Origin of the sequence: Lentzea sp. NPDC051838, from assembly GCF_040681245.1 — a bacterium.
Taxonomy (GTDB): Bacteria; Actinomycetota; Actinomycetes; order Mycobacteriales; family Pseudonocardiaceae; genus Lentzea.
In genome coordinates, this window is the sequence record NZ_JBFAYI010000035.1 from 71,892 (window position 1) to 90,548 (window position 18,657).

Annotated in this window: 19 protein-coding genes and 1 riboswitch; of the genes, 11 read left to right on the forward strand and 8 right to left on the reverse strand. The window is 68.4% G+C overall.

From position 1 onward, the window contains the following. Nucleotides 1–16 precede the first annotated feature (16 nt). Nucleotides 17–571 (reverse strand): PadR family transcriptional regulator, encoded by a 555-nt coding sequence (locus tag AB0M24_RS41420; protein ID WP_363779462.1) that lies wholly within the window; start codon nucleotides 569–571, stop codon nucleotides 17–19. Nucleotides 572–624: 53 nt separating this feature from the next. On the opposite strand from AB0M24_RS41420, the gene metG reads away from it, so the two are divergent. From metG to AB0M24_RS41460, 8 genes are all read left to right on the forward strand, one after another. Next, nucleotides 625–2,418 carry a methionine--tRNA ligase gene (gene metG / locus AB0M24_RS41425; RefSeq protein WP_363779464.1) on the forward strand — a complete coding sequence of 598 codons (1,794 nt, stop codon included), beginning with the start codon at nucleotides 625–627 and terminating at the stop codon, nucleotides 2,416–2,418. Beyond that, nucleotides 2,418–3,242 (forward strand): TatD family hydrolase, encoded by an 825-nt coding sequence (locus AB0M24_RS41430; protein ID WP_363779466.1) that lies wholly within the window; start codon nucleotides 2,418–2,420, stop codon nucleotides 3,240–3,242. Before metG ends, AB0M24_RS41430 begins: the two co-directional genes overlap by 1 nt. A 304-nt stretch (nucleotides 3,243–3,546) precedes the next feature. Further along, entirely contained in the window at nucleotides 3,547–4,956 is a 1,410-nt protein-coding gene (locus AB0M24_RS41435) for a transglycosylase family protein (RefSeq protein WP_363779468.1), read from the forward strand. A gap of 361 nt (nucleotides 4,957–5,317) precedes the next feature. Next, nucleotides 5,318–6,151 carry a 16S rRNA (adenine(1518)-N(6)/adenine(1519)-N(6))-dimethyltransferase RsmA gene (gene rsmA / locus AB0M24_RS41440; RefSeq protein ID WP_363779500.1) on the forward strand — a complete coding sequence of 278 codons (834 nt, stop codon included), beginning with the start codon at nucleotides 5,318–5,320 and terminating at the stop codon, nucleotides 6,149–6,151. 88 nt (nucleotides 6,152–6,239) lie between these two features. After that, nucleotides 6,240–6,333: riboswitch (SAM riboswitch) on the forward strand. A gap of 216 nt (nucleotides 6,334–6,549) precedes the next feature. Next, a complete protein-coding gene (locus AB0M24_RS41445) occupies nucleotides 6,550–7,548 on the forward strand; it encodes a methionine ABC transporter ATP-binding protein (protein ID WP_363779470.1) in 999 nt (332 codons plus the stop codon). Further along, nucleotides 7,545–8,228, forward strand: coding sequence for a methionine ABC transporter permease (locus tag AB0M24_RS41450; RefSeq protein WP_363779472.1), 684 nt, complete (start codon nucleotides 7,545–7,547; stop codon nucleotides 8,226–8,228). Before AB0M24_RS41445 ends, AB0M24_RS41450 begins: the two co-directional genes overlap by 4 nt. Before the next feature lie 29 nt (nucleotides 8,229–8,257). Further along, the gene (locus AB0M24_RS41455) at nucleotides 8,258–9,058 is read left to right on the forward strand and encodes a MetQ/NlpA family ABC transporter substrate-binding protein (RefSeq protein ID WP_363779474.1); all 801 of its coding nucleotides are present in this window, start codon (nucleotides 8,258–8,260) and stop codon (nucleotides 9,056–9,058) included. Nucleotides 9,059–9,100: 42 nt separating this feature from the next. Continuing rightward, nucleotides 9,101–10,066 (forward strand): 4-(cytidine 5'-diphospho)-2-C-methyl-D-erythritol kinase, encoded by a 966-nt coding sequence (locus tag AB0M24_RS41460; RefSeq protein WP_363779476.1) that lies wholly within the window; start codon nucleotides 9,101–9,103, stop codon nucleotides 10,064–10,066. 5 nt (nucleotides 10,067–10,071) lie between these two features. Here the strand turns inward: AB0M24_RS41460 and AB0M24_RS41465 are convergent, their stop codons facing one another. Further along, complete coding sequence (locus AB0M24_RS41465) at nucleotides 10,072–10,431, reverse strand: hypothetical protein (RefSeq protein ID WP_363779478.1); 360 nt, start codon at nucleotides 10,429–10,431, stop codon at nucleotides 10,072–10,074. 113 nt (nucleotides 10,432–10,544) lie between these two features. On the opposite strand from AB0M24_RS41465, the gene AB0M24_RS41470 reads away from it, so the two are divergent. Continuing rightward, the gene (locus tag AB0M24_RS41470; RefSeq protein WP_363779480.1) at nucleotides 10,545–12,311 is read left to right on the forward strand and encodes an ABC-F family ATP-binding cassette domain-containing protein; all 1,767 of its coding nucleotides are present in this window, start codon (nucleotides 10,545–10,547) and stop codon (nucleotides 12,309–12,311) included. Here AB0M24_RS41470 and AB0M24_RS41475 read toward each other — a convergent pair. After that, nucleotides 12,308–13,600 (reverse strand): DivIVA domain-containing protein, encoded by a 1,293-nt coding sequence (locus AB0M24_RS41475; protein WP_363779482.1) that lies wholly within the window; start codon nucleotides 13,598–13,600, stop codon nucleotides 12,308–12,310. The two genes, AB0M24_RS41470 and AB0M24_RS41475, sit on opposite strands and share 4 nt — an antisense overlap. 100 nt (nucleotides 13,601–13,700) lie before the next feature. Here AB0M24_RS41475 and AB0M24_RS41480 point away from each other — a divergent pair, with 100 nt between their 5' ends. Next, nucleotides 13,701–15,314, forward strand: coding sequence for a fatty acyl-AMP ligase (locus tag AB0M24_RS41480; RefSeq protein WP_363779484.1), 1,614 nt, complete (start codon nucleotides 13,701–13,703; stop codon nucleotides 15,312–15,314). Here AB0M24_RS41480 and AB0M24_RS41485 read toward each other — a convergent pair. After that, nucleotides 15,311–15,733 (reverse strand): hypothetical protein, encoded by a 423-nt coding sequence (locus AB0M24_RS41485; protein WP_363779486.1) that lies wholly within the window; start codon nucleotides 15,731–15,733, stop codon nucleotides 15,311–15,313. The two genes, AB0M24_RS41480 and AB0M24_RS41485, sit on opposite strands and share 4 nt — an antisense overlap. Next, on the reverse strand, nucleotides 15,723–16,025 hold the full coding sequence (locus tag AB0M24_RS41490; RefSeq protein ID WP_363779488.1) for a hypothetical protein: 303 nt from the start codon (nucleotides 16,023–16,025) through the stop codon (nucleotides 15,723–15,725). Before AB0M24_RS41490 ends, AB0M24_RS41485 begins: the two co-directional genes overlap by 11 nt. Nucleotides 16,026–16,042: 17 nt before the next feature. Here AB0M24_RS41490 and AB0M24_RS41495 point away from each other — a divergent pair, with 17 nt between their 5' ends. Continuing rightward, nucleotides 16,043–16,192, forward strand: coding sequence for a hypothetical protein (locus tag AB0M24_RS41495; RefSeq protein ID WP_363779490.1), 150 nt, complete (start codon nucleotides 16,043–16,045; stop codon nucleotides 16,190–16,192). A 108-nt stretch (nucleotides 16,193–16,300) separates the two neighbouring features. On the opposite strand, the gene pth is transcribed toward AB0M24_RS41495, so the two are convergent. The 3 genes from pth to AB0M24_RS41510 are packed head-to-tail and all read right to left on the reverse strand — an operon-like array spanning nucleotide 16,301 to nucleotide 18,022. Further along, nucleotides 16,301–16,864: an aminoacyl-tRNA hydrolase gene (pth, locus tag AB0M24_RS41500; RefSeq protein WP_363779492.1), complete on the reverse strand. Its 564-nt coding sequence runs from the start codon at nucleotides 16,862–16,864 to the stop codon at nucleotides 16,301–16,303. Beyond that, complete coding sequence (locus tag AB0M24_RS41505; RefSeq protein ID WP_363779502.1) at nucleotides 16,854–17,417, reverse strand: DivIVA domain-containing protein; 564 nt, start codon at nucleotides 17,415–17,417, stop codon at nucleotides 16,854–16,856. Before AB0M24_RS41505 ends, pth begins: the two co-directional genes overlap by 11 nt. Before the next feature lie 5 nt (nucleotides 17,418–17,422). After that, nucleotides 17,423–18,022: a 50S ribosomal protein L25/general stress protein Ctc gene (locus AB0M24_RS41510; protein ID WP_363779494.1), complete on the reverse strand. Its 600-nt coding sequence runs from the start codon at nucleotides 18,020–18,022 to the stop codon at nucleotides 17,423–17,425. Nucleotides 18,023–18,657 lie beyond the last annotated feature (635 nt).

Genomic DNA, 18,657 nt, shown 5'->3' on the forward strand with positions numbered 1-18,657 from the left:
AGCTAATCAAGTTTGACTAGTCCTTAAGCGCGTACTCGCCGGCCTCTAGGCGTTCGATCAGCTCCTGAGTCCAGCGCACCTGGCCTTCGAGGTGGACGAGCCAGAGTCGAAACAGCTCGCTGACGTGCTGGGGCTTGCCCATCTCGGGCATCGAGGTGATGCCGTGCTTCGTCGGCGCGAGCTGCCCTTCGAGACCCGCCAGCCGGTTCTTGAGGAACACGATCGCCTGCTTGCGCGGGACGAGGTTGATCATCGCGACGCCCGCGGAGAGCACGTCGGGCGCGGCCGTTGCGTCGGCGAGCGCGTTGCCGAGCAGGTCCTGCAGCTCGCGTTCGCCGGCCTCGGTGATCCGGTAGGTCGTGCGGGCGGGGCCCTCCTCGGACTCCGCGACGCCCACGGGCTCCAGGAGGCCGTCCTTGGCCAGCGTCTTCAGCGCGTGGTAGATCGAGCCGGGCTGCACGTTCGCCCACTTGTCCGCCGACCACGACTTCAGCTCGCGGCGCACCACGTAACCGTGTGCCTCGCCGACGAGCTTCACGACGCCGAGGACGAGCATCCGGGTCGCAGACAACAGTCCTCCTATGCAGTGGAAAGCCGGTGGCACGGCCTCCGTAGGCTATGCGTATGAGTGCCTCCGTACTGACCGCGGTGGCCTGGCCTTACGCCAATGGCCCCCGGCACATCGGTCATGTCTCCGGTTTCGGTGTCCCTTCCGACGTGTTCTCCCGCTACATGCGCATGTCGGGGAACCGGGTGCTCATGGTCAGCGGCACGGACGAGCACGGCACGCCCATCCAGGTGCAGGCCGAGAAGGAAGGGCTCACCGCCCGCGAGCTCGCCGACAAGTACAACCGCGTCATCGCCGGCGACCTGCAGGGCCTCGGGCTCTCCTACGACCTCTTCACCCGCACCACCACCGGCAACCACTACCAGGTGGTGCAGGACCTGTTCTCCGCGCTGTGGAAGAACGGCTACGTCGTCCCCAAGACGGAGATGGGCGCGATCAGCCCGTCGACCGGCAGGACGCTGCCCGACCGCTACATCGAGGGCACCTGCCCGATCTGCGGGTACGGCGCCGCGCGTGGTGACCAGTGCGACAACTGCGGCAACCAGCTCGACCCGATCGACCTGATCAACCCGCGCTCGCGGATCAACGGCGAGACGCCGAAGTTCGTCGAGACCGAGCACCTGTTCCTCGACCTGTCCGCGTTCATCGACTCGCTGGGCAGCTGGATGGGCACGCGCACGGACTGGCGCCCGAACGTGCTGAAGTTCTCGCAGAACCTGATCAAGGACCTGCGGCCGCGCGCGATCACCCGCGACCTCGACTGGGGTGTGCCGATCCCGCTCGACGGGTGGAGCGACCTGCCGATGAAGCGGTTCTACGTGTGGTTCGACGCCGTGATCGGGTACCTGAGCGCGTCGGTCGAGTGGGCGCGGCGCAGCGGGAACGACGACGCCTGGAAGGAGTTCTGGACGGGTGACGCCCAGGGCTACTACTTCATGGGCAAGGACAACATCGTCTTCCACTCGCTGATCTGGCCGTCGCTGCTGCTCGGGCAGAACGGCGCGGGCGACAAGGGCGGCGAGCCCGGCCGGTTCGGCACGCTGAACCTGCCGACCGAGGTCGTGTCGTCGGAGTACCTGACGATGAGCGGCTCGAAGTTCTCGACGTCGCGCGGCACCGTGATCTACGTCGGCGACTTCCTGAAGGAGTTCGGGCCGGACGCGCTGCGGTACTTCATCTCCGTCGCGGGTCCCGAGAACCAGGACACGGACTTCACCTGGGAGGAGTTCGTCCGGCGGACGAACTTCGAGCTGGCGAACGAGTGGGGCAACCTGGTCAACCGCTCGATCTCGATGGCGCACAAGAACGTCGGCGCGATCCCGAAGGCCACGGCGTTGACGGATGCCGACCACGAGCTGCTGCGGCAGTCGAAGGCGGCGTTCGACACGGTCGGCGCGCACCTGCGCCGCTCGCGGTTCAAGCAGGCGTCCGGCGAGGCCATGCGGGTCATCCAGGCGGCGAACAAGTACCTGTCGGACCAGGAGCCGTGGAAGCTCAAGGACGACCCGGACCGGCGCGACTCGGTGCTGCACACGGCTCTTCAGGTCGTGCAGGACGCGAACACGCTGATGACGCCGTTCCTGCCGCACTCGGCGCAGAAGGTGCACGAGGCGCTGGGTGGCACGGGCGTGTGGGCCGCGCAGCCGGAGATGACCGAGGTCACCGACCTGGACATCCCCGAGCGCTCGTACCCGGTGCTGACCGGTGACTACGCCGGTGAACAGGCGAAGTGGGAGTCGACGCCGCTCGAGGTCGGCCGTCCGCTGCAGAAGCCGTCGCCGTTGTTCGCGAAGCTCGACTCGAAGCTGGGCGAGACCGGGCCCGAGTGGGCTCCGATCGTCACCGACTAGTGGCTGCTGAGAAGCGGGAACGACCGCCGGTGCCGGAAGCTCTTCCGGTGCCGGCGGTCGACGCCCACACGCATCTCGACGCGTGTGGAGCCACAGATCCGGCCGGTGTGGCGGAGATCCTCGACCGGGCCGAGGCCGCCGGGGTCTCGCACGTGATCACCGTCGCGGATGACTTGAAGGCTGCCCAGTGGGCTGCCGAGGCGTCCACTTGGGACTCGCGGGTCTACGCGGCGGTGGCCGTGCACCCGACGCGCACCTCTTCGTTCGGTGAGGTCGAGAAGGCCGAACTGGAGCGGTTGGCTGGTTTCGATCGCGTCGTGGCGATCGGCGAGACGGGTCTCGACTACTACTGGGACTACTCGCCGCCGGCCGCCCAGCACGAGGCTTTCCGTTGGCACATTGACCTTTCCAAGCGCGTCGGGAAGCCGTTGATGATCCACGACCGCGATGCCCACGAGGACATCCTGAAGGTTCTCGACTCCGAGGGTGCACCGTCCACTGTGGTGTTCCACTGCTTCTCCGGCGACGCGGACTTCGCCCGGCGGTGCGTCGACGCGGGGTACGTGCTGTCGTTCGCGGGCCCGGTGACGTTCAAGAACGCCCGCGCGCTGCGGGAAGCGGCTCAGTTGGTGCCGCAAGATCAGCTTCTGGTGGAGACGGACGCGCCGTTCCTGACGCCGCATCCGTACCGTGGCCGTCCAAACGAACCCTATTGTGTGAATTACACAGTTCGGGATTTGGCCACGCTCCGTGACGAAGATCTTTCTGAACTCTGCGCCGCAGTCACCCGTAATGCTCAACGAGTGTTCGGACTTGGCTACTGAGATGCGATGTAAGACGAACGGAGCAAAGGGTTCCTACCCCCATGGGGTGACTGAGGTCACAACATTGGCGGGGGTGTTTGCGCAACGTCCGCGACCCCGTTACTGTCCCGTGACCGTGCCACCTGAGCCGACCTTGTCGGTTCGGAGCACGCCCGCAGTCGGGGCGGGACCGAAGCCAGAAGCGCGAAGAAGCGAGACCACGTAGGAGGAGTTGCCGGGAACCTTCGAGCTCAACCCTCGAATGATCTTTGCAGCGCCAACTGTGCGGTGGCCTCCAAGCTTCCGCAATGGAGGTATCGACCCTGTGTCTGGAAGCGACAGAACTGCCGCTCCGTACGACTTCAACGAGGACACCGACTGGTTCACGCCGGTCGGGAACACCGCAGTCGGTGTCGTTGACCCCCACCCGAGCTTTCCCGCCGGTGCGCTGAGCATCTCGCCCGCGGACGTGCTCGAGGTGCTGGGCCCGGACGCCGACGAGCTCCTCGCCACGGCGAACGTCGACGTCGACGAGCTGATCCGTCTCATCAACGCCGAGACGACGATCATGCCGCCCCTCGTCCTCCCGTCGGAGGAAGAGGAGAAGAAGGACCCGCAGGTCCTCGTCCAGACCGTCACGAACTGGAAGCGCCGCTTCCTCAAGGGCGCGGTCGCCGCGATCCTCGTTTCGATCTCCGGTGGCGGCGTGACCGCCATGGCGATGGACAAGTCCCTCACGGTCGACGTGGACGGTGCACAGCAGACCGTCCACTCCTACGAGGGCACCGTCGGCGAGGTCCTGGCCGAGGAAGGCATCGTCGTCGGCGAGCACGACGCGCTGTCGCCTTCGCTGAACACGCCGATCTCCGACGGCGGCAAGATCACCCTCGACCGCGGCCGCCTCGTGAAGATGAGCATCGACGGCCAGGCCAAGGAGGACTGGGTCCGCTCGGTCACCGTCGAGGAAGCCGCCAAGCAGATGGGCGTCCCCGTCGAGGGCGCCTGGTTCTCGGCACCTTCCTCGCAGGACGTGCCGCTCGAGGGCATGAACGTCGAGGTCAAGACCCGCAAGAACATCAAGCTCTTCGACGGCGCGAACCCGGTCCGCGAAGTCCAGACCACCGCCGTCACGGTCGACGAGCTGCTGAAGAACGAGAACCTCTCGCTCGGCCCCGAGGACGCGGTCGCCTCCGGCACCGACGTGAAGCTGGCCACCGGCGCCGAGGTCTACATCTCCCGCACCGGCGTCACGGTCATCAACGTGAACGAGCCGGTCGCCCCGCCGGTCGAGAAGACCAACGACCCGAACATGAACGCGGGCGAGCAGAAGGTCACCGACCCGGGCGAGGCCGGCGAGCAGATCGCCACCTACCGCGTGACGGTCAAGAACGGCAAGGAGATCAGCCGCGAGAAGATCGGCGGCAAGGTCACCAAGGAGCCGAAGCCCAAGAAGGTCACCGTAGGCACCAAGCCGCTGCCCGACGGCGCGGTCTGGGACCGCCTCGCCGGCTGCGAGGCAGGCGGCCGCTGGGACATCAACACGGGCAACGGCTACTACGGCGGCCTCCAGTTCTCGGCCAGCACCTGGGCCTCGAACGGCGGCACCGTCTACGCCCAGCTCCCGCACCAGGCGACCCGCGAGCAGCAGATCGCCATCGCCACCAAGCTCCGCGACCGCGCGGGCGGCACCTACGGCGCGTGGCCGGGCTGCCGCGCCAAGCTGGGCCTGCCGTAACCGGCACTCCCACTCGCACTGCTCGATGAGGCCGCTCCTGGTTCGCCAGGGGCGGCCTTCGTCGTGTCTGGGGTCAAGCACCCGCCAATGCAACGCCAGAGGGCGCGGTGGCGGGTGCTGGCCTGTCGTTGTCGGCCAAGCCCGGTTTCGGTCCAGACCACGAGCTGAACCCAGCCCACCCTCGAACTACGGTCAACCCAGAGCCTCCACGACCCACGCGCGGATCGCGTGAGTCGTGTCCCGAGGGGAGATCCAGCCACCTGGTGACGCCACAGCCGGAGGGCGGGACATGCGTGCGGCACCCGCCCTCCGGCCCAAGCCCACCGCTCCCAACCTCACCTGCGAGAATGCTCAAGTGAGCCTGCTGGGACCCTCCGAAGTGCGAAAACTGGCCGAAGAGCTGGGCATCCGTCCCACCAAGAAACTGGGCCAGAACTTCGTGCACGACCCCAACACGGTCCGCAAGATCGTCGCCGCGGCCGACCTCACCGAGGACGACGTCGTCCTGGAAGTGGGCCCGGGCCTGGGCTCCCTCACGCTGGCCCTGCTCCCCAACGCCAAGCAGGTCGTAGCCGTGGAGATCGACCCACCGCTCGCGCAACGGCTGCCGCGGACGGCGCAGGAGATGGACCCGGAGAACGCGGCCAAGCTGCACGTGGTCCTCAAAGACGCCATGAAGGTCACCCAGGACGATCTCCCGGTCCAGCCGACCGCGATCGTCGCGAACCTCCCGTACAACGTCGCGGTTCCGGTGGTGCTGCACCTCCTCCACGAGCTCCCGACGCTCGACAAGGGTCTGGTCATGGTCCAGGCCGAGGTGGCGGACAGGATGGCCGCGAAGCCGGGCAGCAAGATCTACGGCGTCCCCAGCGTGAAGCTCGCCTGGTACGCCGACGCGAAGAAGGCGGGCCCGGTCGGCAGGAACGTCTTCTGGCCCGCTCCCAACGTGGACAGCGGCCTGGTCTGGTTCCACCGCCACGAAAAGCCACTCTCCACAGTGGACAAGACCCGTCTCTTCCAGATCGTCGACGCGGCCTTCGCGCAGCGCCGGAAGACGTTGAGGGCAGCCCTCAAGGGATGGGCCACGACCAACCAGGTCAACGTCGACGAGCTGCTCGAGAAGGCCGGCATCGACCCGCAGGCCAGGGGCGAGCAGCTGAGCGTGATCGACTTCATCCGGATCGCGGAGGTCTAGGCCGGGGATCCTTCGGCCAACAGTGTGATCTGTCGAACGAATCCGAATCTGGCTTGCGCAACCGAACGTGCGTCCGGTTGACTGCTACTTGCCATCCGGAGCGACTGAGAGACCTGGCTCTACGACGTCGCAGCAACCACCCGCTGGATGCGGGCAGGTGCTAACGCCAGGACCGATGGAGGATCACATGGGTACCACGCGAATGCTCACGCGCCGGCGAGTCGTCGACCAGTGCCGCCGCACCGCTTCTGCATGTCGTCGCCACCTCGTCTAAGGCGCCTTTTCACAGTCCTTTGACGCGCACTCGCACGAAGAGTGGCGCACACACCTGAGCAGAAACTTCGACCGCGCACAGCCCAAGAGGCGTGTGTGCCGTCGCGCGCAGCCGTGGAGCAGAAGTGATCACTGTCGAAAACCTCACCAAGTCCTTCCAGGGTGTCAACGCCCTCAACGGCGTGACCCTCGACGTCGAGGCGGGCACCGTGCTCGGCGTGGTCGGCCCGAGCGGGGCCGGCAAGTCGACGCTCGCCCGGTGCGTCGCGCTGCTGGAGCGGCCCGACTCGGGTGCGATCCGCGTCGACGGCACGGACATCACCAGCCTCGACGGATCGGCTCTGAGGGCCGCCCGCAGGCAGATCGGCGTTGTGCCGCAGGGAGATTCGCTGCTCAGGCAGCGCACCGCGGCGGGTAACATCGCCCTCCCGCTCGAGAGCGCCGGCGTTCCCGGACCGCAGCGCCGCACCCGTGTGGGCGAGCTGCTGGACCTCGTCGGCCTGACCGACAAGGCCGCCTCCTACCCCGACCAGCTGTCCGGCGGGCAGCGTCAGCGCATCGCCGTGGCGCGCGCACTCGCCGCGAACCCGTCCGTGCTGCTCGCCGACGAGCCCACGTCCGCCCTGGACCCGGAGACCACCGGTTCCGTGCTGACCGTGCTCGACCGTGCGCGCGCTGAGCTGGGTGTGACCGTGCTCGTCGTCACGCACGACATGGGTGTGGTCCGGAAGATCTGCGATGACGTCGCCGTGCTGGAGCAGGGCCGCGTCGTCGAGCACGGCAAGGTCCTCAGCCTGGTCAGCGACGCCGGCAGCCGCACGAGCAGCGCGTTGCTGCCCGCCGTCGACCTCAACCCGATCAACGAGAACGCCTACGACCGCGTCGCGGACGTCGTGCTCGTCGGGTTCGCCGCGGTCGGCGCGCTGCTGCCCGAGGTGTCGCACCGGTTCGGCGTCGAGCTGAACATCGTCGGTGGCGGCCTCACGCGGCTGGGCGAGACGCCGGTCGCGCGGTTCCGCCTCGGCCTGAACGGCGAGCGGTCCGACTCCGCGCTGGAGTGGATCGGCGAGGCCGGCGGCGCTGTGCAGAGGTCCCTGAAGGGGCCGCAGGGAGTAGCTGCGTGAAGTCTGCAACACCCTGGCCCGACGTCGTGAACTACCTCGTCGAGGCCACCGGGGAGACGCTGTACATGGTCGGCGTCTCCACCGTGATCGCCACAGCTTTCGGAATTCCGGTCGGGGTTTGGCTGCAGCTCACCGCCAAGGGCGGGCTGCGGCCGAACGCCGCGGTGCACCGCGTTCTCGGCTTCATCACCGACCTGGGTCGCTCGATGCCGTTCATCGTGCTGCTCGTCGCGCTCACGTCGGTCACCCGCCTGCTCGTCGGCGGATCCATCGGCAGTACAGCGGTCATCGTGCCGTTGGCGGTCGGCGCGATCCCCTTCGTCGGGCGGCTCGTCCAGAACATCCTGTCCGAGGTGCACGTGACCGTGGTCGAGGCCGCGGTCACGACCGGTGCCTCGACGCTCCGGATCGTGCGCAGTGTGCTGATCCGCGAGTCGCTGCCCGCGCTGATCAACGCCATCGGCGTCACCGTGATCGCCCTGATCGGGTACTCCGCGATGGCGGGCGTGATCGGCGGCGGTGGCCTCGGCGACCTGGCCATCCGCGAGGGCTACCAGCGCTTCAACGACCGGATCCTGTGGAGCACCGTGGCGTGGCTCGCCGTGCTCACGACGGTGATCCAGCTCGGCTTCACCCGTGCCGCCCGTGCGTCCGACCGGCGCCGGCACGCCTCCGTCTGAACCACTCGTAATTTCTCAAAAGGAACGTAATGCGTATTCGTGCTGCCCTGATCGCGGTTGCTTTGACCAGTTTGACCGCTCTGTCCGCTTGCTCGTCCGGCAGCGCGTCCTCTTCGGACACGTTGAAGGTCGGCGTCTCGCCCGTCCCGCACGCGCAGATCCTCAAGTACGTGGCCGACAACCTCGCCGCGCAGAAGGGTCTGAAGATCGAGGTCGTCGAGTTCACCGACTACGTGCAGCCGAACACCGCGCTGGTCGACGGCTCGCTGGACGCCAACTACTTCCAGACCGTCCCGTACCTGGCGACGTTCACCAAGGAGACCGGCGCCAAGGTCGAGTGGGTCGCGCCCGTCCACGTCGAGCCGCTGGGCCTCTACTCCAAGAAGGCCAAGAAGCTCGACGAGATCCCGTCCGGCGCCAAGATCGCGGTGGCCAACGACGCCACCAACGAGGCGCGCGGCCTGAAGCTGCTGGAGGCGAACGGCCTGATCAAGCTCAAGGCCGTGGACCAGCCGACCGTGCGCGACGTGGCGGAGAACCCCAAGAACCTGCAGTTCGTGCCGCTGGAGGCCGCTCAGCTGCCCCGTTCGCTGGAGGACACCGACGCGTCGGTGATCAACGGCAACTACGCGATCGACGCGGGCCTCAAGCCGGCCACCGACTCGCTCGCGCTGGAGAAGGCCGAGGGCAACCCGAACGCCAACGGTCTGGTCACCAGGACTGAGCGCAAGGACGACAAGCGCATCCGCGACCTGGCGGAGCTGCTCGGGTCGCAGCAGGTCAAGGACTACATCAAGCAGACCTACAACGGCTCGGTGATCCCGGTTTGAGAGCGGCCGTGACCGAGGGCTCCGGAACGCCCGTAGGCTGACATGGTGCTCGCAGTCGTTCCACCCCCGGTCACGGTCCGCGTCCCGGCCAAGGTCAACCTGCACCTGGCCGTCGGTGACGTGCGCCCGGACGGCTACCACGACCTGGTGACCATCTTCCAGGCGCTCTCGCTGGTCGACGAGGTCACCGTCGCGGTGGCCGACGAACCCGGCGTCGAGTGCCACGGCGAGGGCGCCGACCAGGTGCCCACGGGTGCCTCGAACCTCGCGTGGCGCGCGGTTCGCCTGCTGGCGGCGCACGCCGGCAAGGATCCGGACGACCCCAAGGTGCGCGTCGTCATCCGCAAGGCCATCCCGGTCGCGGGCGGCATGGCGGGTGGCAGTGCGGACGCGGCGGCGACTCTGGTCGGCCTGTCGTCGTTGTGGCGGCTGGAGATCAGTCGCGACGAGCTGGCCGAGCTGGCCGGAAAGCTCGGCGCCGACGTGCCTTTCGCCTTGTACGGCGGTACGGCGCTCGGTACCGGCCGCGGCGAGCGGATCGTGCCGGTGCTGGGCCGTCACCAGTTCCACTGGGTGCTGGCGTTCGACCGTCGTGGACTGTCCACTCCGGACGTGTTCGACGAGCTGGATCGCCTGCGCGCTGAGGGAGATCCGCCGCGCGTCGGCCCGGTCGAGGCCGTGCTGGAGGGACTGTCCTCAGGCGACCCGCGCCAGCTCGCGCTGCTGCTGGGCAACGACCTGCAGGCCGCGGCCGTGTCGTTGAGGCCGAACCTGCGCCGCACGTTGCGGGCAGGTGTCGACGCGGGTGCGCTGGCCGGCATCGTGTCCGGTTCTGGCCCGACGACGGCGTTCCTGTGCGAGGACGGCGACACGGCCGTCCGCGTGGCCGCCGAGCTGGCCGGTGCCGGTGTGTGCCGGACGGTTCGGGTGGCGCACGGGCCGGTGCCGGGTGCGCGCGTGATCACCACCGAGGAGCCGAAGCCCATTCCGCCAGAGGTGCACGCGTAACACGCTCAGCGGAACTCGTGCACGACCTCGATCGGACCGACGATGTGCGCGTTGAACTCGTCGAGCTCTTCGGCCGGCACCCACAACTCCAGGATGGTGCTGCCGCCGGCCTGCTGGACCGGATAACGCTGAAGGAACTCCGACTCGACCTGGAAACGGGTGACGTAGCCGACTCCGTGGTGCGGCACGTTCCATTCCTGGGCGATCTTGATCGCGTACTCCTCGTTCAGCACGGGGTAGAAGATCGGCTGCTCGGGGAGGCGGGGTGGCCAAGCCTGCCAGTCGGACTGCCGGAGGAGTTCCAGCTCCTCCGGGCCGGTCGGCCGCCACAGCACCGTGGTCCGCGTGGCCTCGTCCTTGATCACCGTGCACTCCCTCAGGTCGATCGTTCCGCTCGTCTCGGAGCCTAGTGAGCAGGGAGTTTGGCCCTGGTAGGTAGCCTCTCGGAGGGCATTTCTTCTGAAGTCGTGAGGTTTTGATGGCCAACCTGGTCAACCTGGAGTCCGTGTCGAAGTCGTTCGGCGTCCGGCCGCTGCTCGACGGCGTGTCGCTCGGCGTCAACGAGGGCGACCGGATCGGCGTCGTCGGCCTGAACGGCGGCGGCAAGACGACGCTGCTCGAGGTGCTGGCCGGGGTGGAACCCGCGGACGACGGCCGGGTGTCGCGGTCGCGCGACCTGCGGATGGCGGTGGTGACGCAGCGGACCGAGCTGCCGGAGGGCTCGACCGTGCGCAACGCGGTGATCGACCCGCTCGGGTTCGACGCGGAGCACGAGTGGGCGTCGGACGCGCGCGTTCGGTCCATTTTGGACGGACTGGGCATCACGGCGCTGGGACTGGACTCCGTGGTCTCCACGATGTCCGGTGGCGAGCGGCGGCGCGTCGCTTTGGCGGCGGCGCTGATTCAGGATCTCGAGTTGCTCGTGCTGGACGAGCCGACGAACCACCTCGACGTCGAGGGTGTGCGGTGGCTCGCGGAGCACCTGCTGGCCCGCAAGTGCGCTCTGGTCGTCGTGACGCACGACAGGTGGTTCCTCGACACGGTCTGCAACCGCACGTGGGAAGTGGTGCTGGGCAAGGTCGAGCAGTACGAGGGCGGGTACGCCGACTGGATCTTCGCGCGCGCCGAGCGGCAGCGGCTCGCGGACGCGGCGGAGGAGAAGCGGCAGAACCTGGCGCGCAAGGAGCTCGCGTGGCTGCGTCGTGGCGCGCCCGCTCGCACGTCCAAGCCGCGCTACCGGATCGAGGCCGCGGAGGCGTTGATCGCGGACGTGCCTCCGGTGCGGGACAACGTCGAGCTGCTCGCGTTCGCCAAGAAGCGCCTGGGCCGCACGGTGATCGAGCTCGAAGACGCGACACTGTCCATTCCGGACCGAGTGCTGGTGCGCGACCTGACGTGGCGCATCGGTCCCGGCGAGCGGATCGGTCTGGTCGGTGTCAACGGTTCCGGCAAGACGACGCTGCTCAGGTTGCTCGCGGGGGAGCGGGAAGCCGAGTCGGGCAAACGAATCCAGGGCGCGACGGTGAAGATCGCGCACCTCTCGCAGGAGCTGCTCGACCTCAACGGGTCGATGCGCGTGCTGGAGGCGATCGAGGAGGTCGCGCGGCGCGTCGTCCTGGGCAAGTACGAGATGTCGGCGTCGCAGCTGGGCGAGCGGTTCGGGTTCTCGTCGCAGAAGCAGTGGACGCCGGTGTCGGACCTGTCCGGTGGCGAGCGGCGGCGGTTGCAGCTGTGCCGGTTGCTGATGGCCGAGCCGAACGTGCTGCTGCTCGACGAGCCGACGAACGACCTGGACATCGACACGTTGCAGCAGCTGGAAGATCTGCTCGACTCGTGGCCCGGCACGCTCGTGGTGATCTCGCACGACCGGTACCTCGTCGAGCGCGTGTGCGACAAGGTCGTGGCGTTGTTCGGCGACGGCAAGCTGACCGACCTGCCCGGTGGGATCGACGAGTACCTGAAGCGCCGCGACTCGTTGCGCGACAGGGAAACTGCGGCTCCGGTGGCCGACAAGGCGCCGTCGAACGCCGCCGACCAGCGTGCAGCCCGCAAGGAGCTGGCACGGCTGGAGCGGCGCCTCGAGGTGCTGCACAAGAAGGAAGCCGAGCTGCACGCCGCTTTGGCCGAGGCCGCGACCGACCCGGACCGGCTGCTGAAGCTCGACGCCGAGCTCCGCACCGTGCTGGCGGAGGAGGCCGACGTCGAGGCTCAGTGGATGGTCGCGGCTGAGGTCGTGGAGGGCTAACGGCCCCGGCGGCGCAGTTCGTTCGCGAGCATCGGCAGCAGCTCGTCGATGAACGACGTGTCGTAGCCCTGGCCGGAGAGCAGGGCGTAGCTGAAGCGCGCCTTGAGGACTTCCTCGGAAGTCGCGCCCAGCATGCCGTCGAGCGCGACGCCGATCTCCTCCAGCATCCTGTCGACCTGTGCGGTGCGGTAGCCGCGCTGCCCGGCCGCCGCCTGCGGGATCCGCAGCTGGCGCAGGTCCTTCCACGACTTGACCGTCGGCATGCTGCGCACCGGTCCGGAGAGCTGCTGCTCGACCCGGCTGAGGAAGCTGTCGACCTCGTTCTCGTCGTAGCCGCGCCGTCCGATGAGCGGACGGGAGAACTTGACGTCGCGGATGTCCTTGGAGGTCAGGTTGTCCTGGCCGCGCAGCGTCGCCTCGATGCGGTCGAGGAACGCGTCCACCTGGGACTCCTGGTAGCCGCGGCGGCCGCGGGGCGGACGGTGGAACGCGACGTTGCGGATGTCGGCGGCCGTGAGCTTCGGAGCGTCGACGGCCTTGGGCTGCGCGGGTTGCTGCACCGGCGGCAGCTGCTGAGGCCGTGGCGGCGGTTGTGGGCGGCGCTGCTGGGGTCGCTGCTGTTGCTGCGGCAGCTGCGTCGTGGGCGGCGCCGGCCTGGAAGGCGGCGGCGCGGTCTCGAACATGAGCACCACGAGGTCGAGGAACGTGTCGACGTCCTCCTCGTCGTACCCGAAGGTGCCGGGCGCGGTCTCGCCGAACACCGCGTCCTGAACCTGCTGAGCCGTCAGGTTGTCCTGTCCGCGCAGGGTGGCCTCGATGCGGTCGAGGAACGCGTCGATCTGGCCCTCGTGGTACCCGCGCGTGCCCGGTCTGGGCTTGTGGAAGCGGACGGCACCGACGTCGTCAGGAGACAGTCGCACCGCGGGTCTGAGCGCCTGCGAGGTGGCGTGCGCACCCTGGGCGGGTGCCGAGGCCTGCTGACGTTGCGGAGTGGACCGCAGCGTGTCGGCCACCAGCTCCATGAAGACGTTGACCTCGTTCACGTCGTAACCCGGGTCACGGGTCGCGGTGCTGAACTTCACGTTAAGTACGTCCTCGCGCGTGAGGATGTCCCTGCTGCGCATGGTGTCCTCGACCCGGTCGAGAAATGCGTCCACCTCAGCCGCGTCGTACCCGCGCGCGCCCTTGGGAGGACGGTGGAACGCGACCAGGGCCACGTCCTGCGCGGACAGCAGAGGTGCCGGATGCGCGGGTAGACGATGCTGCGCTCCGGGGCCGCCCCGATCCACCAATGACCTCCTCCTGCGTACCTGTACTGGGGAGTATCGCGTTTCGCGTGGCATAACGTTTCGTCCTGATGGACCAAACGGCGCCACTACGATCGCGAACATGAGTCAGTTCGTGGATGTGATGCTGGCGACGGCCTTGAGCGGTCAGGACAGGGGCATGACGACGGGTGAACCCGCCGCGCCCGTCCGCCGAACCTGGGCCGAGGTGCACGAACGCGCCCGGCGGATGGCCGGTGCGCTCGACGTGGCGCCGGGCACCGCGATCGCCGTGCTCGCCGCCGAACCAGCCGTGATCGCCCCAGCCGTGCAGGCCGCATGGCTGTGTGGTGGCAGCGTCACGATGTTGCATCAACCCACACCACGCACCGACCTGGCCGAGTGGGCCGAGGACACGCTGCGGGTGCTCGCCATGATCGACTCTCGTCTGGTCCTGCTCGGAAGCCCTTTCGACGCCCTGGCGCCCGTGCTGGACCAGCACGGAATCCCTTACCGCAAGCTTTCCGAGCTCGACGCGGAGCCGATCGCTGCTCCTGTTCCCACGTCCGAGGATGCCACGGCACTGCTGCAGTTGACGAGTGGATCGACCGCCGATCCGAAAGCTGTTCGCATCACGCACCGGAACCTGATGTCGAACGCGCGCGGAATGCAGATCGCGGCCGCGCTCGATCCTTCCTCCGACGTCATGGTTTCGTGGCTGCCCTTGTTCCACGACATGGGGATGGTCGGCTTCCTGACCGTGCCCATGCTGTTCGGCCTGGAATTGGTGAAGGTCACTCCCGTCGACTTCTTGTCGCGCCCGACTTTGTGGGCCGACCTGATCACCCGGTACCGCGGCACGATCACCGCGGCGCCGAACTTCGCCTACGCGATCGTGGCTCGCCGGCTGGCTTCGTCGTCCGACTCCTTCGACCTGTCCTCGATGCGGCTGGCGCTGAACGGCGCCGAGCCGATCGATCCGGCGGCTGTGCAGGCGTTCGTGGACGCCGGGGCGCGGTTCGGACTGCGCCCGGAGTCGATCCTGGCCGCCTACGGGATGGCGGAGACCACTCTGGGTGTGGCTTTCGCGCCTTTGTTCACCGGTTTGTCCGTGGATGTCGTGGACGCGGACGCCGTGGAGGCGGACCGGCGGGCCGTTCCTGCTTCGGACGGTCGGGCCTTCCCGTTGCTCGGGCCGCCGTTGCCCGGCCTGGAGCTGCGGGTGGTGTCCGACTCGGGCTCGGTTCTGGGTGTTCGGGACGTCGGTGAGCTGCAGATCCGCGGCGATGCGGTGACGCCTGGATATCTGACCGTCAACGGCCCACTGGCCACTCAGGACGCCTCCGGTTGGCTGTCCACTGGGGACATCGGTTATCTGGTGGAGGACGGCCAGGTCGTCGTCTGCGGACGTCGCAAGGACGTCATCATCATGGGCGGGCGGAACATCTATCCGACCGATGTGGAGCGTGCGGCCTGCTCTGTGGACGGTGTGCGCGCGGGCAACGCCGTCGCCGTGCGGCTGGACGCGGGGACGCAGCGGGAGCGGTTCGCGGTGGTGCTGGAGTCGAAGCTCGCCGGGGACGCCGAGGCCGAGAAGACACTGGTCAAGGAAGTCACCGCACGGGTCGTGGACGCCGTGGGTCTGCGGCCGTTCGCCGTCGTGGTGCAGCCGCCGGGGACATTGCCGAAGACGCCGTCCGGCAAGTTGCGGAGGTCCGCGGCGGCCGCGCTGGTCTAGTGCCACAGGGTCCGGGTTCTCTTGCCGGCGCGATCCCACCGGCACTCGCGCCAGCCAGGGCACCCGGACAGATGGTGGTTGTCGATTCGCTCCACCAGCCGCCGCAGCTCCCGTGCGGCGCGCGCGGGTAGCTGATGCAGTACCTCTTCCAGCTGCTCGCGTTCCCAGTGGCCGTCGTCGTGGTCCCACGGCTCGCGGCACTCGCCTTCGAGCTGCAGGCGACACGGCGGGCCGCACGCCTCCAGGCGCCACGTCCGCAGACAGCTGCGGACTGCTCCCCGCGACCATCGAGCGAGTTCGAGCTTGCGGATGTCCTGGCGAGTCCTGGGCGAGACCCCGCGGACGTCGTTGAGCTCGTCATCGCGGCCCGGCAGGGGAGGGATGTCCCTGCGGACGGCGCTCGCGGGCTTACGCGGCATCGAGCTCTTGGAGTCGTTTGCGCAGCTCCCTCCCGCTCTTGCTCGGGAGTGCGTCGGCGACGTGGCCGAGGAGCTCGCGCAGGTGAGCCGGATCGACGTCGCACGAACACATGACGGGCGGGTCGTCCAGCCAGAGCCTGCGGGCAGGGGAGCGCTGGTAGGCGGCCCAGTCTTCGAGGGCGCGCTTCACTTCGCCGTGCCACAGGTAGTTGCGGCTGCGTTCGAGGCGGTCCAGGTCTGCGACGAGCCTGCCGGAGAGGCCTCGCATGACGTCGGGGCGCTTACGCGGCATGGCCCTTTCGGTTGCTCATGACGATCACCCTAGAAGAGGTCGTCGAGCTCGTCGAGGCGTTTGCGCAGCTCCCTCGCGCGCTTGCGGGGGAGGGCGCTCGCGACGAAGCCGAGGATCTCGCGGGCCTCGTGCGGGCTGCCGCAGCGGCCACAGGTAGCCGCGGCTGAACTCCAGCCGCACGATGTCGGCGATGAAGCGGTCGCTGAACCCGTCGAGGACGGTCAGGCGCTTACGCGGCATGGCCCTTTCGGTTGCTCATGCCTTGATCCTACGGCTCAGTGGAAGGCGTTTTGGGCGGCTTCCAGGCCCTTGGTGACCAGCGCCTCGGTCGCGTCGGCGGCGCGGTCGATCTCCAGCGCGAGCTGCTTGCGCTCGACCGTGGAGAAGTCCTTCAGGACGTAGTCGGCGGGGTCCTGGCGGCCCGGCGGGCGGTCGACGCCGAAGCGGACGCGGTGGTAGTCCTTGGTGCCCAACGACTTCGTGATGGAGCGGAGTCCGTTGTGGCCGTTGTCACCGCCGCCGAGCTTCATGCGGATGGCGGCGAACGGGAGGTCCAGCTCGTCGTGGATCACGACGATCAAACTCGGCTTGAAGAACTTGGCGGCGCTCGAGACCGGGCCGCCGGAGAGGTTCATGAAGCTGCGGGGCTTGGCGAGGACGACTCGGTGGCCGGACAGACGGCCCTCGACGATCTCCGCGCCGGACTTGTGGGCCTTGAACCTGCCGCCTACGCGGGCGGCCAGTTCGTCGAGGACCAGGAAGCCGATGTTGTGGCGGTTGCCCTCGTACTTGGGGCCGGGGTTGCCCAGGCCGACGATCAGGGCGAGGTCATCGTCCACGGAACCGCAACTCCTGCTCGAGGTCGTCCAGCAACGCGTCCACGGCCTTCACCTGGTAGCCCTTGCCCAGCAGGCCGGACGTGGTGCTGAACCGGGTGTTGCGGACCTCGGTGGAGGTCATCGCACCCCGGCCGTCCAGGTTGGCCGCGGCGCGGGCGACGAACGCGTCTACTTCGGCGCGATCGTATCCGGTGCCGGTCTTCGGCAGCTTGCGCGCGTGCAGGTCGTCACCGGTCGCGAGGCCCGTGGGCGGCACGATGCCGTTGCGGACCTGGAACTCCAGCAGGTGCAGGACGCCGTCGACGCTCAACGGGTCGTAGCCGTTCGGGACCGTGGCGAACCTGACGGTCCGCACGTGGTCCGGGTTCAGGCGAATGCGGCCCGCCAGCGCGTCGGCGACGATCAGCAGGAACTCGTTCACCTGCTCCGGGTCGTAGCCCTGACGCTTGCGGCGGAACGTCTTGGCCCGCAGCTCGGCCGGTCCCAGGTATGCGGACGGCGCGCCACCCCCCTCGTGAGGAGGTGGCGCGCCGTTGGTCCGGCCCGACGTGATGGGGCTCAGCTTTCCTCGGTGGCCTCGGCCGGAGCGGCCTCGTCACCCTCGAGCTGCGAGGCGGACGGCGCCTCGTTCACGGCGACGACCAGGGCCTCGGCGTCGGTGACCAGGACGGCACCGGCCGGCAGGGTCAGGTCGCTCGCGTGGATCTGGGTGCCGGCGGCGACGCCCGCGAGGGACAGCTCGATCTGCTCGGGGATGTGCAGCGCCTCGACCTCCACCGTGATGGTGGTGAGGTCCTGCGTCACCAGCGTGCCGGAGACGGCCTCGCCGGTGATGACCAGCGGCACCTCGACGCTGACCTTCTCGCCGCGCTGGACGAGCAGCAGGTCGACGTGCTCGATGTAGTTCTTGATGGGGTGCGTGGTGACGGTCTTGGTGAGCGCCAGCTCGCTCCCGCCGTCGAGGGCGAGGGTGAGGACGGCGTTCTGGCCGTGCTCACGGACAACACGGGCGAACTCGAGCGCCGGCAGGGCCAGGTGCTTCGGGTCGGAACCGTGGCCGTAGAGCACCGCGGGGATCTTGCCGGCGCGACGGGTACGGCGGGCGGCGCCCTTGCCGAATTCGGTGCGCTGCTCAGCGGCGAGACGGACCTCGGACACGGTGGGGTACTCCTTACAAGTCTGGCCTTGTACGTCGGGGCGGTGCACAAGTTGTCAGGCGTTGGATCGAGCTTTGGGGTGGTGGCCTGCGGCGGCGAGCAGCGCGCGGATAACGTCAACACGCGCGGCATCAAGCCACCGCGTCGATCACGCCGAGCCGTGGAAGACTCGCCCTCGCCGAGGCAACCCGACCAGTGTAGGTGAGGCTGCGTTGGTGGTGCTAATCGGGGGTGGTTGGCCGCCTGTCTGCCGCGCGCTCCGGTGGCCGTTGCCGTCTCCCTGTTCCGTCGGCGGCTGGCTGTTTCGTGTCCGTAGGTGGTCCTGTTGCGTGCGGCTGTCGCCTTGCGGGGCGCGACTTTGTGGGTGGTCGGGTTGCGTTGGGCGTGTTCCTGTTGCGAGTCCGTGCCGTTCCCGGCTTGCGTAGGGCGTGTTCCTGTTGCGTGCTTCCCCTTGGGAGCTCTGCCCCAAACCCCGCCAATCTGATCAGAGGGCCAGCGCTGTGGGTGGGTTGATGGCACGCCTGTTGCTTTGAGCGGCTTGCTGTTGCGTAGGTGGTGCGGTCCGGTGGCCCCCGTCACGAGTCGCGTCGGAGCGAGCCACACCGGGGAGGGGAGGTCAAGTCGACGAAAAGCGTG

Coding starts and splice junctions, on each gene's coding strand:
- metG (WP_363779464.1), top strand. CDS start 625: ATGAGTGCCTCCGTACTGACCGCGGTGGCCTGGCCTTACGCCAATGGC.
- AB0M24_RS41455 (WP_363779474.1), top strand. CDS start 8,258: ATGCGTATTCGTGCTGCCCTGATCGCGGTTGCTTTGACCAGTTTGACC.
- AB0M24_RS41460 (WP_363779476.1), top strand. CDS start 9,101: ATGGTGCTCGCAGTCGTTCCACCCCCGGTCACGGTCCGCGTCCCGGCC.
- AB0M24_RS41470 (WP_363779480.1), top strand. CDS start 10,545: ATGGCCAACCTGGTCAACCTGGAGTCCGTGTCGAAGTCGTTCGGCGTC.
- AB0M24_RS41480 (WP_363779484.1), top strand. CDS start 13,701: ATGAGTCAGTTCGTGGATGTGATGCTGGCGACGGCCTTGAGCGGTCAG.
- AB0M24_RS41485 (WP_363779486.1), bottom strand. CDS start 15,733: ATGCCGCGTAAGCCCGCGAGCGCCGTCCGCAGGGACATCCCTCCCCTG.
- AB0M24_RS41490 (WP_363779488.1), bottom strand. CDS start 16,025: ATGCCGCGTAAGCGCCCCGACGTCATGCGAGGCCTCTCCGGCAGGCTC.
- AB0M24_RS41495 (WP_363779490.1), top strand. CDS start 16,043: ATGACGATCACCCTAGAAGAGGTCGTCGAGCTCGTCGAGGCGTTTGCG.